Source organism: Novosphingobium sp. P6W (assembly GCF_000876675.2).
GTDB lineage: Bacteria > Pseudomonadota > Alphaproteobacteria > Sphingomonadales > Sphingomonadaceae > Novosphingobium.
Window position 1 is genome coordinate 847,529 of record NZ_CP030352.1, and the last position, 13,332, is coordinate 860,860.

A 13,332-nucleotide genomic window follows, 5' to 3' on the forward strand; every position below is an offset into this window, starting at 1 on the left:
TAGGCCGGCGTTACTGTTCGGTCGAAGTCTTGCCGGTCGAAGTACCGGCGGCGCTCTGGTCTTGGCCCATGGCGCGCTTCATCTCGGCCAGTTCGGCGTCGATGGTGTCGCCATCCGCCAGCGCGGCGATTTCTTCGGCAAGGCTGGGCTGGCGATGGTCGGAGAGGCTCATCGCCTCGGCGCGGCCTTCCGCATAGTCCACCCGGCGTTCCAGCTGGTCGAACCGGGCCATGGCTTCGTCCACGCGCTCGCTCGACAGCAAGGTCCGCAGTTTGACGCGATTCTCGGCGCTCTGCAAGCGGGCGGCGATGGACGACTGGCGGCTGCGGGCTTCACGCAGGCGGGTCTGCAGCTTCTCGATGTCCAGCTCGTAGGCGCGCAGCGCATCGTCGAGCACCAGCGTCTCGGCGGACAGCTGCTCGGCCATGTCGGCGGCCTTCTTGCGCTCCATCAGCGCAGCGCGGGCGAGGTCTTCGCGGCCCTTGGACAGCGCGAGCTGCGCCTTGTCGGCCCAGTCGGCCTGTAGCTTGTCCAGCTTGCCGACGTGACGGCGCAGTTCCTTCTGGTCGGCGATCGTGCGGGCGCTGCTGGTGCGCACCTCGACCAGCGTTTCCTCCATTTCCAGGATGATGAGGCGGATCATCTTCGCCGGATCTTCCGCCTTGTCGAGCAGGTCGTTGAAGTTGGCGGCGACGATGTCGCGGGTGCGGGAGAAGATGCCCATGGCGGTGGTTCCTCGGATGAAAGTCGGGCGGCGGGCCATAGTGGCATGGTCGCCGGCATATTCGAAAGCGTCGAAGCGGCGGGCCTGGTTCGGGCGGCCGCCCTCGCGTGGATTCTGGAGAATTTCGATCTCCGCGTCGAGCCTGCTCATGCGAGCGGCGCTCCGCAGGCATGGGTCTTCACCGGAGAGGCATAGGCCTTGGTGCCGAACTGGTCGGCCATGACATAGAGGTTGAACGCGCCCATCGCCAGGAGGCTGGCGATGATCGCCCAGTCCAGGCGGGTGCGTGCCAAAGTCGAACGCATCGGCGCGGGGCGGACCTGCTGGGGTGCGGTGCTGGCGGTATGCGATGACATGGCGGCGTTTCCTCGTGGACCTGAACTTGTCTTGCCAGGGCGTTCGCTCCGGCAGCGCAAAGCCTATCGCAACGACCGTGCCAAACTGCACAGACGGCATAAATCCGCGCTTCTTCCAGAATGTCGCGATGTTGCGACGAAAATGAATTGCCAATGAATGGGAAATTTCGCTAACTCTTGGGAATGGAGCGAGAAGCCCAATTCATCGGCCAGTCCACGGCCTTCCTCGACGCGGTGGAGCGGGCCAGCCGTGCCGCTGCCGTGCGCCGCCCCGTCCTCGTCATCGGGGAGCGGGGGACCGGCAAGGAACTGATCGCCCAGCGCCTGCACCACCTCAGTCCCCGTTGGGGCGAGCCGCTGGTCACTCTCAACTGCGCGGCGCTGCCTGAAACGCTGATCGAGGCCGAACTGTTTGGTCACGAGGCCGGCGCCTTCACCGGCGCCACCCGCGCGAGGGCGGGGCGCTTCGAGGAGGCGGATCGGGGCACGCTGTTCCTTGACGAACTGGGCAACCTGTCGATGGCGGCGCAGGAACGCCTGCTGCGCGCGGTTGAGTACGGCGAGGTCGTGCGCATCGGTTCTTCGCGCGCGGTGACCGTGGACGTGCGCATCGTTGCCGCCACCAATGCCAACCTGCCGCGCATGGCCGCCGAAGGCACCTTCCGCGCCGACCTGCTCGACCGGCTGAGTTTCGAGGTCATCACCCTGCCGCCACTGCGCGCCCGCGAAGGCGACGTCTACGAACTCGCCGATTTCTATGGCCGCCGCATGGCCAGCGAGCTTGAATGGAGCCGCTGGCCGGGCTTCTCGGCAGCGGCGATGGCGGCGCTGGAAACTTACGAATGGCCAGGCAACGTCCGGGAACTGCGCAACGTGGTGGAGCGCGCGGTCTACCGCTGGGGTGACGAGAACGGACCTGTAGGCGAGGTAGTCTTCGACCCTTTCGCAAGTGCCTGGGCCATGCAGGGCGCGGTCGAAGTGGCGGCGCTGCCTGGTCCGGAACCGGAATTGCCGCCGGCCCCGTCCGGGTCGCTACGCGATGCGGTGGACGCGCACGAGCGGGGCCTGCTGATGGAATCGCTGGAACGCCTGCGCTGGAACCAGCGCAAGGTCGCGGGCGCTTTGGGGCTCACGTACGATCAGCTTAGGCACTGCCTCAAGAAGCATGGATTGCATCAAGGGCGGGGCTGAGTTCGCCCGCACTGCTGGTCCGTGAAATTAAAACTCTGGCATCGGCCGGTGAATTTAGCGGTTTTTTCACTCGCTCGCGTCACTCATGCTTGCTATGATATCGAAACGATCCCGAGGCTGGCGGGCCTTTGCTGTTCTGGTGTTGATAATGGTGCTGCCATATGAATTTGGCGGCTTGTTCAAACATCCCACGTCCTTTGATGCTTTGCGCTATGGCATCGACACGCTCGCCGCGGTCGGTTTGACGGGCTATGCATTTGCGCGGCCAATGGGTCCGCATGGCTTCTGGCGATTTTTTGCGCCCGTGTTCATCCTGTTTTCGGCCGCCGTTTTCGTCAGGGGGCTTCCTCGTTTCCTGGTGCCATTTCAGGCGGGCTCCTATCCCCCCATGGTCCTGGCTGTCCTGGGCTTGATGCTGGCGATGATGATCTCGCTGATCTGGTTCATGTCCGTCGGCCTCATGCGTCATGGCGGCTGGATAGCGGACCCTGCCTGCAGGCCGGTCGATTTGGTGAAGACCTTCGATTAGGGGTATCGGCCGGGAAGGCTGCCGAAGTCGCAGACTTGTTTGCGTACCCCAACTCCCCCTTGCCTTTTTCCAGAATCGCGCCTATCTGCGCCTCATCCCGTCATTGGTGAAACAACGATCGGGCTGGCGCCGGTAGGGGCCGGCGCGAAACTGCGTTGTGGCAGCTCTGGCATTTCCCGGTTCGCTCAGGCGGGGCGGGCATAAGCAATTTGGAGTTTCGTTTGGTCGATATCGCGCGTCTTACCGAAGTGATCGAACCGGAGGTCAAGGCCTTGGGTCTGGACCTCGTGCGTGTGCGCGTCTTCGGCAAGAGCGAGGTCGGCGACGACGAGATCGCATTGCAGATCATGGCTGAGAACCCGGCAACCGGGCAGCTCCTGCTTGACGATTGCGCGGCACTTTCGCACCGCATCTCCGACCGGATGGACGTGTTGGAAGCCGCCGGTGAAATGCTGATCGAAGAGGCGTATCGCCTCGAAGTCAGCTCGCCGGGGATCGATCGTCCGCTGACCCGTCCCAAGGATTACGCCAACTGGGCCGGACACGAGATCAAGGTCAACCTGGCCGCCCCGATCGAAGGCAACCGCAAGGGCCTCCACGGCGATCTTGTCGGCATAGAGGGTGAAGCGGGCGCCGAGATCGTCACGGTTGCGGATAAAAAGTCCGGCACCGTCAGCTTCCCGCTGGAAAACGTACAATCGGCTCGGCTTATCCTTACCGACAAGCTGATCGCAGCAAGCCGCCCGCTGGATACCAGCGGCGCAGACGACATTCTTGAGGAACAGGAAGACTAAGCCATGGCCAGTGCGATTTCCGCCAACCGCGCCGAGCTTCTCGCGATCGCGAATTCCGTCGCATCGGAGAAGATGATCGACAAGTCGATCGTCATCGAGGCGATGGAAGAAGCCATCCAGAAGTCGGCTCGCAACCGTTACGGCGCCGAAAACGACATCCGCGCGAAGCTCGATCCGCGCACCGGCGACCTGCGCCTGTGGCGCGTCGTCGAGGTCGTCGAAGAGGTTGAGGACTACTTCAAGCAGGTCGACCTCAAGCAGGCCGAAAAGCTGCAGAAGGGCGCCGCCATCGGCGACTTCATCGTCGACCCGCTGCCTCCGGTGGACCTTGGCCGTATCGACGCGCAGTCGGCCAAGCAGGTGATCTTCCAGAAGGTCCGCGACGCCGAGCGTGACCGTCAGTTCGAAGAATTCAAGGACCGCGCCGGCGAAGTCATCACCGGCGTCATCAAGTCGGTCGAGTTCGGCCACGTGATCGTCAACCTCGGCCGCGCCGAGGGCGTGATCCGCCGCGACCAGCAGATCCCCCGCGAAGCCGCCCGCGTCGGCGAGCGCGTTCGCGCGCTGGTGATGCGTGTCGAGCGCCAGAACCGCGGTCCGCAGATCTTCCTTTCCCGCGCTCACCCGGACTTCATGAAGAAGCTCTTCGCGCAGGAAGTCCCTGAAATCTATGACGGCGTCATCGAGATCAAGGCCGCTGCCCGCGATCCGGGTTCGCGCGCCAAGATCGGCGTCATCAGCAACGACAGCTCGATCGATCCGGTCGGTGCCTGCGTCGGTATGAAGGGCAGCCGCGTTCAGGCCGTCGTGCAGGAACTGCAGGGCGAGAAGATCGACATCATCCCCTGGAGCGAGGACACCGCGACGTTCGTGGTCAACGCGCTCCAGCCCGCGACCGTCAGCCGCGTCGTCATCGACGAGGAAGAAAGCCGCATCGAAGTCGTCGTGCCCGATGACCAGCTTTCGCTGGCGATCGGCCGCCGCGGCCAGAACGTGCGTCTGGCCTCGCAGCTGACCGGCTCGCAGATCGACATCATGACCGAGGCGGAATCCTCGGAGAAGCGCCAGAAGGAATTCGTCGAGCGCTCGAAGATGTTCGAGGAAGAGCTGGACGTCGACGAGACCCTTTCGCAGCTGCTGGTGGCCGAAGGCTTCAGCGAGCTGGAGGAAGTGGCCTACATCGACATCAACGAGCTGGCCGCGATCGAAGGCTTCGACGAGGAACTCGGCGAGGAACTGCAGAGCCGTGCGCTCGAAGCGCTTGAGCGCCGCGAAGAAGCGAGCCGCGAGGCCCGCCGTGGTCTTGGCGTCGAAGACGCGCTGGCGGAACTGCCGCACCTCACCGAAGCCATGCTGGTCGTGCTGGGCAAGGCGGGCATCAAGACCCTCGACGACCTGGCCGATCTCGCCACCGACGAACTGATCGCCAAGAAGCGCACCGAGCAGCGCCGCCGTGACGGCACCGTCAATCGCCGCGCCGCGCGTGACGAAGACAAGGGCGGCGTTTTGGGCGAGTACGGCCTGAACGAAGAACAGGGCAACGAAATCATCATGGCCGCGCGCGCGCACTGGTTCGACGAAGAACCGCAAGCTGAGGAGGCCGCCGATGCGGATTCCTCGCAATGAACGCGTAAGCTCCGACATCGATGGCAACGCGGCGGAGCGGACTTGCATCCTCTCCGGCGGGAAAGCTGCGCGGGACGCATTCGTCCGTCTGGCGATTTCGCCGGACGGTCTGGTGCTCCCGGACGTCCACGCGCGTGCCCCCGGGCGCGGCGCGTGGATCGGCGTTTCTCGCGATGCTCTTGAAATTGCGCTCTCGAAGGGCAAACTTAAGGGAGCGTTGGCGCGCGCCTATAAAGGCGCATCGCTGTCCATTCCCGAAGACCTCGCCGACAGGATCGAAAACGCGCTGACGCGTTCGCTGACCGACCGGCTGGGGCTTGAACTCAAATCGGGCAGGCTGCTCATGGGCTCGGACCGCATCGCGCAAAATGCGCGTGAGGGCCGGGTCGAATGGCTTGCCCATGCCGCCGACGCCAGCGTCGACGGATCGCGCAAGCTCGACCAGGCATGGCGGGTCGGGCGCGACGAAGAAGGATCGGGTCTCAGGGGCACGCGCTTGCCACTGGACCGGGAGGCGCTGTCTGTGGCATTGGGCCGCGACAACGTCGTACACTTGGCGCTGAATGATCGCGGGGCAGCGACGCGAGTCGCATCGCAGCTCCAGCGCCTACTGCATTTCCAGGGTAAGGTTTCGGGCGAAGACATCGCCATGGAAACCGGCAGCCGGGAAACCCCTCAAGGGGACTTGAGCGCGACCGACATGGATGATGGCAGCGGAGCGGCACCGGCCGCCTCCGTTACGACGAACTGACCGAAGGGCGAAGACGAGAATTATGAGCGAGACCGACAACAAACCGACCCTGGGCCGCAAGCCGCTTGGGCTTAAGCGCTCGGTGGAAGCGGGTGAGGTCAAGCAGACCTTCAGCCACGGCCGCACCAACAAGGTGGTGGTCGAGGTGAAGCGCCGCAAGCTGATCGGCAAGCCCGGTGAAGGCGGCGCCGTCGAGGCGGCCGCGCCCGAGCCTGTGGCCGCAGCGCCTGCTCCTGCGCCGCAGCGTCCCGCGCCGCCGCCGGTGGTCAAGCGTTCGGTGCCTTCCAATGAGACCCCGCAGGAGCGCGTTGCCCGCCTCCAGCGCGAGGCCGAGGAAGATCGCCTGTCGTCGCAGGAAGAGAACAACCGCCGCGACCAGGAAAACCGCGTCCGCGCGATGGAAGAAGAGAAGCGCCGCGTCGAAGACGCGCGCCGCGCCGAGCAGGAAGCTTCGGCTCCTCCCGCCCCGGCTCCCGCTCCCGTCGCCGAAGCACCGGCTGAGCCGGTTGCTGCCGCGCCTGTCGCAGAAGCACCCGCCGCAGAGGCCGCTCCGGCACCTGCCGCCGAAACCGCTGCGCCCGTGGCCGAAGCAACTCCCGCTCCGGCGCCCGCCGAAGCAGCGCCTGCTGCCGAAGCTGCGCCTGTCGCCAAGGCTGCCGAGCCGGCCCCTGCCGTTGCCGCAGCGCCTGAGCCCACCCCGGTTCCGGCGCCCCGCGCGTTTACCCCGGTTGCCCGCCGCTTCACCCCGGTTGCCCGCCCCGAGCCGCGCAAGCCCGAGCCTGCCGCCGCCACGGCTGCTGCTGCCGGCCTGACCGCTGCCGCCGCGACGGGTTCGACCGCCGCCGCGACGACCGGTGCCGGTGCTGCCGCCAAGCGTCCCGACGCCAAGAAGGGCGCAGTTGCCGCTCCTGCCCGTCCGGCCCAGCCCGGCGAGCGCGGCAAGGCCGTCGGCGGCGATCGCCGGCAGTCCGGCAAGCTGACCGTCACCCGCGCCCTGAACGACGACGAGGGCGCCCGCGCCCGTTCGCTCGCCGCTCTGAAGCGTGCGCGTGAAAAGGAGCGCCGCGGCAGCTACGGCGGCCGCCAGCAGCAGCGCGAGAAACAGGTCCGCGACGTGATCGTGCCTGATGCGATCACCGTCCAGGAACTCGCCAACCGCATGGCCGAGAAGGGCGCCGACCTTGTGAAGTCGCTCTTCAAGCTGGGCATGATGGTCACCGTCAACCAGACGATCGACCATGACACGGCGGAGCTGCTGGTCGAGGAATTCGGCCACAACATCCAGCGCGTCTCGGAAAGCGATGTCGACATCGACACCACGACCGACGTCGACGCCGAGGAAACGCTGAAGCCGCGCGCTCCGGTGGTCACCATCATGGGCCACGTCGATCACGGCAAGACCAGCCTTCTGGACGCCCTTCGCGGCACCGACGTGGTGCGCGGCGAGGCCGGCGGCATCACCCAGCACATGGGCGCCTACCAGATCAAGACCAAGGGCGGCGACCTCGTCACCTTCCTGGATACCCCTGGCCACGCCGCCTTCACGCAGATGCGTATGCGCGGTGCCAACGTCACGGACATCGTGGTGCTGGTGGTTGCGGCCGATGACGGCATCATGCCGCAGACGGTCGAGGCCATCAATCACACCAAGGCCGCAGGCGTGCCGATGATCGTCGCGATCAACAAGTGCGACAAGCCCGAAGCGAACCCGCAGAAGGTGCGTGAGCGTCTGCTCGAGCACTCGATCGTGGTCGAGGACATGTCGGGCGACGTCCAGGACGTGGAAGTTTCGGCCAAGACCGGCAAGGGTCTGGACGAACTGATCGAGAAGATCCTGCTCCAGGCCGAAGTCATGGAACTGACCGCCAACCCCGATCGCGAGGCGGAAGCCACGGTGATCGAGGCCAAGCTCGACAAGGGCAAGGGTCCGCTGGCCAGCGTGCTGGTCAACCGCGGCACCTTGCGCGTCGGCGACATTCTCGTCGTCGGCACCGAGAGCGGCCGTGTTCGTGCCATGCTCGACGACAAGGGTCGTCAGGTGAAGGAAGCCCTGCCGTCCATGCCGGTCGAGGTCCTGGGCCTCAGCGGCGTGCCGATGGCGGGTGACATGCTCACCGTGGTCGAGAACGAGAGCCGTGCGCGCGAAGTCGCGTCCTACCGTCAGGAGCAGGCCACGGCCAAGCGCACCGCGACGGCGCCCACCAACATCGAGACGATGTTCTCGGCGCTGGCCGCCAAGCAGAGCGTCATCGAGTATCCGGTGGTCATCAAGGGCGACGTGCAGGGTTCGGTCGAGGCGATCAACGCCGCGCTCAACAACCTGTCGAACGACGAGATCAAGGTCCGTATCCTCAGCTCGGGCGTCGGTGCGATCACCGAATCCGACGTGACACTGGCGGCCGCCAGCGGCGCGCCGATCGTGGGCTTCAACGTCCGTCCGAACGCCAAGGCGCGCGGCCTGCTCGAGAAGACCAAGACGACGATGATGTACTACGACATCATCTATGAACTGACGGCGGAAGTCGCCAAGCAGATGGCCGGCATCTGGGGTCCGGAGCGGATCGAAACCGTTGTTGGCCGCGCCGAGGTCAAGCAGGTGTTCCCGGCGGGCAAGAAGGACAAGGCGGCTGGTCTGCTTTGCACCGACGGCTACATCCGCAAGGGCATCAACGCCCGTCTCACGCGCCAGGATGTCATCGTTTCCAAGACGGTCATCCAGTCGCTGCGCCGCTTCAAGGACGACGTGGACGAAGTCCGCGCCGGTCTGGAGTGCGGTGTGGTTCTGGCCGACACCAACGACATCAAGCCGGGCGACATGCTCGAAGTGTTCGAAGTCACGGAGCGCGAGCGCACCGTCGGCTGAGCCTTCCAGGCTTGACGCAGACACAAGGCGGCCATCGTCGGGGAGACCCGGCGGTGGTCGTTTTTTTGGATACCTCGGATGTGGGTAAAGTTTCACTCGGCACGGCTAACGTAGCCCGCCTATGCCTTTTCGGTCGCGACCTGCGACGGAGAGGCGGTGATGTTATGTGAATGTGCAGACTGTAGTGTTTCTGGTGCTGGGCGCGGTGACCTTCGTGGTCGCTCTGCTGCAACTGGTGGTCAAGCTCATCGAGCTAGGCCGCAAGTAACCGGTGAGGAGGCTGGTGCTGCAATACCAGCCTCCAATACGCGATGAGCCCGAACGCTGCAACGTCCGGGCTCAGGCAGTGATGTGAAAGTATCGACTGTAGTATCGCTTTTATACGGCCGATCAGCGCATTTTTCAAGACGCGCAGTTCGGAGCACATCGCGCCTTGCCGCCGCCGGGGCGCGGTGGTGTAACGAATTTAATCCGTGGCCACCATTTACCGGAACTTCAGATGACCCGTTACTGCGCCTTCTTCGCCTCGATCAATGTCGGCGGCAACCGCCTGACGATGGCCGACCTGCGCTATGCCTTCGAGCGGGAGGAATTCGAGAATGTCGAAACCGTGGTCGCCAGCGGTAACGTCCTGTTCGATTTCGACGAGCGGCCCACCGATGGGTTGGAGGACCTGTTCGCCCACATGATGCGCGATCGCTTTGACCTCGAAACGTTCGCGGCGGTGCGCAACCGGGACGAGGTTCGGGCAGCAGTCGACGAGAATCCCTTCACCGGGATCGGGCAGGATCACTACGTCCATACCCTGTTCCTGGAACGGCAGGCCGAACAGGGCGCTTTCGACAAGCTCGTAGCCGACCATTCGACGCGCGGGCCGGAAAAGATCGCGCTGGGGCCGCGCTCGCTCTATGTCGATTATGTCGACGGGGCGGGTTCGTCCAAGCTGACCGGGGCCTTCATCGAACGGCGGCTGGGCTGCCGGGCCACCGCGCGCAACGTGCGGTCGCTGGCGCGTATTCTCGCGAAGATGTAAAAGAAAGGCGGCCGCTCGGCAGAGCGGCCGCTTTCCGTTGCCTGTCCCGCCGCGCCGGGGGGCACGGGACCGGGATCAGGCGCGTGGGTATCAGCGGAACATGCCGGTCGTGACGGCCGAGATGATCCCGCTGGTGATGCCGACGAGCAGCAGGTCGTTGCCTGAGCGCACATAGTGATAGCCACGCGGCGGCGCCTTCACGTTGCGATACCGGCGATAATCGACCTGCTGATAATTGCGAGCCCGGTTGCGATCGAACCGCTCGCCCTTGCGGAAGGTCTTGTAGGTGACCTTCTTGGTCGCGACCGTCTTGCTGGAGCGATGGTCGTCATGGCGCATGGGCTGCGCCATCGCCGGTGCTGCGGCAAGGGTGGGGACAACCATGGCGGCTGCGATCAGGGCTGCGGCAAACTTCTTCATCAGGCACTCCTTTGACGTCTCGTTCCATTCCAGATAACGCCGAAGGGGCGGGGACGAGCCGTAATCAATTGTTGCAAATTGTCGCAACGCATCCAAATGGACCCAGAATATGGCACGCAATCCCAGCACTCCCGAACAGCACTCCGTCCGCGTCCTCAAGGTGGGCGAGCAAGTGCGCCACGTCATTTCCGAGATTCTGACCCGCCAGCAGGTCCACGATGCGACGCTGAGCACGCATACCGTCTCGGTCACCGAAGTGCGCATGACGCCCGACCTGCGTCAGGCGGCGGTCTTCGTGAAATCCTTGCTGGGCGAGGACGAGGAAGTCGTGCTCAAGGCCCTGCGCACGAATACGGCCTATTTCCAGCGCGAGGTCGCCCAGCGCCTCAAGCTCAAGTTCGCGGCGAAAATCCAGTTCCGCGCCGACGAAACCTTCGACGAGGCGAGCCGTATCGATGCACTGCTGAGCGATCCGCGCGTGAAGCGGGATCTCGCCGCACAGAGCGAAGCCGAAGCTGAACCGGACGCCGAGCCCGAGGACGACTGATCGGGGGTATCGTCAGGTCCGCTGCGCGGGCCCGGGCGATCAGTCGCTTTCGAAAGTCAGCGTCGCCGCGTTCCAGTTCCCGGCAGCCGCGTCCTCGGCGCTGATCCAGAACTGGTAGAGCCCGGCCTCGCTCCAGCACCATTCCATCATGTCGTCGTAGCCCAACTGCAGCAGCAGGAGGTCGCTGCGAGGGTGACTGCGCGCGCCGAGACGGCTGGCGGGAAGGCCGAACATCTGATGCTGGTCGACCGGGGGCAGGCGGTAATCGCGGTTGATGCGGGCCAGAACGTCGTCAGGCAAGGCCGCAAAGGTCTCGGGCGGGCCGGAGACCATGGCCCGTAGCGAAAGCGTGGCCAGTTGCGCCAACGATCCGGGCGCATGATAGCGCACCAGTTCGCCGAAGCGTTCATGCACTTCGGCCAGGATATCCGCGACGATGTCCAGTTCCGCCGGTTCAAGCTGCTGCCAGGGATCGCGCCCGGCGACGAACTGGTCCAGCGCCTCCACCATCTCGGGAAGCGCGGCGGATTGTTCCTCCATCGCGCCCAGTTCGTCGGCGAGATAGTCCGCCGCCTCCTGCGCATGTTCGAGCGCATCTGGCCCTGCCTGCGGATCGCGGCGCAGCTGTTCGAACGCCGCCCGCTTCTGGTCGAGCGCGGCGCGGTGGGCCGCCAGGGGCCGCGCGCAGGCCGCGAGCGCTTCGTGAAGCTGGTCGGCGAGGTGGATCACCGAATGCCACCACAGTGCTTCCACGGGCGCACCGACACCTGCGGCATAGAAGGGGTGATCGCGAAGCGGGGCGTGGCGGTCAAGCTGCACGGCCATGGCCTGCTCGATCGCAGCTTCGCGCAAGGTATCGTGATAATCGCGCAGGGTTTCGGGGAGATCGAGCGCGAGCAGCTGCACCGGCCAGAACGGGAAAAACCAGCGGGTCAGGCGGTTTACCGTGGCCGGGAAGGGATAGCCGCCCTCCTCGAAGGCGGGGGCCAGGTCATGCGGCGGATCGGTGAAGTCGTGCGCGCCCTCAGGCACCGGGACAACCGCGCCGGCGCCTAGGAAAAAGGCCAGCGAGCCGGTGCGCGGCAGCGGGGTGTCCGGGCAGGCGAAGGCCAGTTCGACCAGATCGATCTGGGCGATGAAGGGCAGCGGCAGTCCGTCCGTGCCGCGCGGCCAGGCCATGCCGCCGAGGCGGGGCAGGCCGCCCAGCCAGCTACTGTCGGCGAACCAGTCGCGGGTACGCTCGCGCGGCTTGCGCACGAGAATGACGGGGGCAGGCAGGGCCTGCGCCTGTTCCGGGAACGGGGAGGCCGGGAACGGAGAAACCGGGAACGGTGCGGGCGCTTCCGGCAAAGGCGCGGCTTCGGCAGGCGCCTGGCTGCCGGAGAAGGCGCGGCGGCGCAAATTGGCGATCCGGGCATCGGGGTGTGCCTCCGGCTCCGGCGCCGTAGCGAGGTTCCCGGAGGTGGGTAGCGGCTCAGGCGTCCAGGCGGGCGGGGCGCCGGGCTCACCCTCGCCCCCCGTGTGATCTTCGCGGCGGCGCAGGGCGAAAGCGGCGACCAAGGCCAGCACCAAGCCCAGTACCAGCAATGCCGGAATGACGTTGCTTTGCCCCAGCGCGGCGGAAATCCGCTCCGCACCCGCGTCGAGAGGGGACAGGGCCCCTCCGAACGGTGCCAGCGCCACATAGAAGGCCACGGCCGCAGGCATCGTGAAACAGGCCATCACCGCGATCAGTCTCTTCATGCCCACTCCCGCTTCATGCTCTCGGTACTCCTCCCGACTTTGGATTGTTAGGGGCAATCCAGCCGGGGAGAAGCCCATGTAAGACAGTGCGCGGTGTCCGGTGGGGTGTTATCCCCAGCGTCGATGGCCAAGCTCTACTTCTACTATGCCAGCATGAACGCAGGCAAATCCACCACGCTGCTGCAGGCGGACTTCAACTACCGCGAGCGCGGCATGCGTACCATGCTGTGGACCGCCGCGATCGACGACCGCAGCGCCGACCTCGGCACTGGACACGCGATCGAAAGCCGCATCGGTCTGCACGCCGGGGCGCACCGCTTCGTCGGTAGCACTGACTTGTGCGAGCAGGTGCGCAGCGCTCATGCCGCCCAGCCCTTGTCCTGCGTGCTGGTCGACGAGGCGCAGTTCCTCACGCCGGAGCAGGTGTGGCAATGCGCCGACATCGCCGACAAGGTGGGCATTCCCGTCCTGTGCTACGGTCTTCGCACCGATTTTCGGGGTGAACTGTTCCCCGGCGCCGCCGTGCTGCTGGGCATTGCCGACAGTCTCGTCGAACTGAAGGCGGTGTGTCACTGCGGCCGCAAGGCCTCGATGAACCTGCGCGTCGACGAAACCGGCCGCGCCGTCAGCGAAGGGGCCCAGACCGAGATTGGCGGCAACGACCGCTACGTCGCCCTGTGTCGCCGCCATTTCAGCGAGGCGCTGGGGCGATAGTTGTTTTTATCCGGGTGCATTGACTGTTTCATCCGGGTAAA

At 65.4% G+C, this 13,332-nt stretch carries 13 protein-coding genes; 9 read left to right on the plus strand and 4 right to left on the minus strand.

Annotated elements, in window-relative coordinates:
• Positions 1–10: 10 nt before the first annotated feature.
• Positions 11–874, minus strand: coding sequence for a phage shock protein PspA (gene pspA / locus TQ38_RS04290; protein WP_043972046.1), 864 nt, complete (start codon positions 872–874; stop codon positions 11–13).
• The gene (locus TQ38_RS04295) at positions 871–1,080 is read right to left on the minus strand and encodes a hypothetical protein (RefSeq protein ID WP_043972043.1); all 210 of its coding nucleotides are present in this window, start codon (positions 1,078–1,080) and stop codon (positions 871–873) included. The genes pspA and TQ38_RS04295 overlap by 4 nt, the downstream gene beginning before the upstream one ends.
• Before the next feature lie 183 nt (positions 1,081–1,263).
• Between TQ38_RS04295 and pspF the strand changes: the two genes are divergently transcribed.
• From pspF to TQ38_RS04330, 7 genes are all read left to right on the plus strand, one after another.
• Positions 1,264–2,271 carry a phage shock protein operon transcriptional activator gene (gene pspF, locus TQ38_RS04300; RefSeq protein ID WP_043972041.1) on the plus strand — a complete coding sequence of 336 codons (1,008 nt, stop codon included), beginning with the start codon at positions 1,264–1,266 and terminating at the stop codon, positions 2,269–2,271.
• 148 nt (positions 2,272–2,419) lie between these two features.
• On the plus strand, positions 2,420–2,800 hold the full coding sequence (locus TQ38_RS04305; protein ID WP_043972040.1) for a hypothetical protein: 381 nt from the start codon (positions 2,420–2,422) through the stop codon (positions 2,798–2,800).
• Between the two features lie 221 nt (positions 2,801–3,021).
• Entirely contained in the window at positions 3,022–3,594 is a 573-nt protein-coding gene (gene rimP / locus TQ38_RS04310; protein WP_043972039.1) for a ribosome maturation protein RimP, read from the plus strand.
• 3 nt (positions 3,595–3,597) lie between these two features.
• Positions 3,598–5,220 carry a transcription termination factor NusA gene (gene nusA, locus TQ38_RS04315; RefSeq protein ID WP_043972036.1) on the plus strand — a complete coding sequence of 541 codons (1,623 nt, stop codon included), beginning with the start codon at positions 3,598–3,600 and terminating at the stop codon, positions 5,218–5,220.
• The gene (locus tag TQ38_RS04320) at positions 5,201–5,971 is read left to right on the plus strand and encodes a DUF448 domain-containing protein (protein ID WP_043972033.1); all 771 of its coding nucleotides are present in this window, start codon (positions 5,201–5,203) and stop codon (positions 5,969–5,971) included. The genes nusA and TQ38_RS04320 overlap by 20 nt, the downstream gene beginning before the upstream one ends.
• Before the next feature lie 22 nt (positions 5,972–5,993).
• Positions 5,994–8,834, plus strand: coding sequence for a translation initiation factor IF-2 (gene infB, locus TQ38_RS04325; RefSeq protein WP_043972030.1), 2,841 nt, complete (start codon positions 5,994–5,996; stop codon positions 8,832–8,834).
• A gap of 499 nt (positions 8,835–9,333) precedes the next feature.
• Positions 9,334–9,867: a DUF1697 domain-containing protein gene (locus TQ38_RS04330; protein ID WP_043972027.1), complete on the plus strand. Its 534-nt coding sequence runs from the start codon at positions 9,334–9,336 to the stop codon at positions 9,865–9,867.
• Positions 9,868–9,957: 90 nt separating this feature from the next.
• Here TQ38_RS04330 and TQ38_RS04335 read toward each other — a convergent pair whose 3' ends face one another.
• On the minus strand, positions 9,958–10,287 hold the full coding sequence (locus tag TQ38_RS04335) for an RcnB family protein (RefSeq protein ID WP_052505590.1): 330 nt from the start codon (positions 10,285–10,287) through the stop codon (positions 9,958–9,960).
• Between the two features lie 109 nt (positions 10,288–10,396).
• On the opposite strand from TQ38_RS04335, the gene rbfA reads away from it, so the two are divergent.
• The gene (gene rbfA / locus TQ38_RS04340) at positions 10,397–10,834 is read left to right on the plus strand and encodes a 30S ribosome-binding factor RbfA (protein WP_043972025.1); all 438 of its coding nucleotides are present in this window, start codon (positions 10,397–10,399) and stop codon (positions 10,832–10,834) included.
• A 39-nt stretch (positions 10,835–10,873) separates the two neighbouring features.
• Here the strand turns inward: rbfA and TQ38_RS04345 are convergent, their stop codons facing one another.
• Complete coding sequence (locus tag TQ38_RS04345) at positions 10,874–12,577, minus strand: DUF1963 domain-containing protein (protein ID WP_043972024.1); 1,704 nt, start codon at positions 12,575–12,577, stop codon at positions 10,874–10,876.
• A 123-nt stretch (positions 12,578–12,700) separates the two neighbouring features.
• On the opposite strand from TQ38_RS04345, the gene TQ38_RS04350 reads away from it, so the two are divergent.
• Positions 12,701–13,291, plus strand: coding sequence for a thymidine kinase (locus TQ38_RS04350; protein ID WP_043972021.1), 591 nt, complete (start codon positions 12,701–12,703; stop codon positions 13,289–13,291).
• Positions 13,292–13,332: the final 41 nt, after the last annotated feature.

Bases quoted from the DNA above. Each gene is read 5' to 3' on its own strand.
- TQ38_RS04330 (WP_043972027.1), top strand. From the start codon at position 9,334: ATGACCCGTTACTGCGCCTTCTTCGCCTCGATCAATGTCGGCGGCAAC.
- pspA (WP_043972046.1), bottom strand. From the start codon at position 874: ATGAGCAGGCTCGACGCGGAGATCGAAATTCTCCAGAATCCACGCGAG.
- rbfA (WP_043972025.1), top strand. From the start codon at position 10,397: ATGGCACGCAATCCCAGCACTCCCGAACAGCACTCCGTCCGCGTCCTC.
- TQ38_RS04295 (WP_043972043.1), bottom strand. From the start codon at position 1,080: ATGTCATCGCATACCGCCAGCACCGCACCCCAGCAGGTCCGCCCCGCG.
- pspF (WP_043972041.1), top strand. From the start codon at position 1,264: ATGGAGCGAGAAGCCCAATTCATCGGCCAGTCCACGGCCTTCCTCGAC.
- TQ38_RS04345 (WP_043972024.1), bottom strand. From the start codon at position 12,577: ATGAAGAGACTGATCGCGGTGATGGCCTGTTTCACGATGCCTGCGGCC.
- TQ38_RS04305 (WP_043972040.1), top strand. From the start codon at position 2,420: ATGGTGCTGCCATATGAATTTGGCGGCTTGTTCAAACATCCCACGTCC.
- TQ38_RS04350 (WP_043972021.1), top strand. From the start codon at position 12,701: ATGGCCAAGCTCTACTTCTACTATGCCAGCATGAACGCAGGCAAATCC.
- TQ38_RS04335 (WP_052505590.1), bottom strand. From the start codon at position 10,287: ATGAAGAAGTTTGCCGCAGCCCTGATCGCAGCCGCCATGGTTGTCCCC.
- TQ38_RS04320 (WP_043972033.1), top strand. From the start codon at position 5,201: ATGCGGATTCCTCGCAATGAACGCGTAAGCTCCGACATCGATGGCAAC.
- infB (WP_043972030.1), top strand. From the start codon at position 5,994: ATGAGCGAGACCGACAACAAACCGACCCTGGGCCGCAAGCCGCTTGGG.
- nusA (WP_043972036.1), top strand. From the start codon at position 3,598: ATGGCCAGTGCGATTTCCGCCAACCGCGCCGAGCTTCTCGCGATCGCG.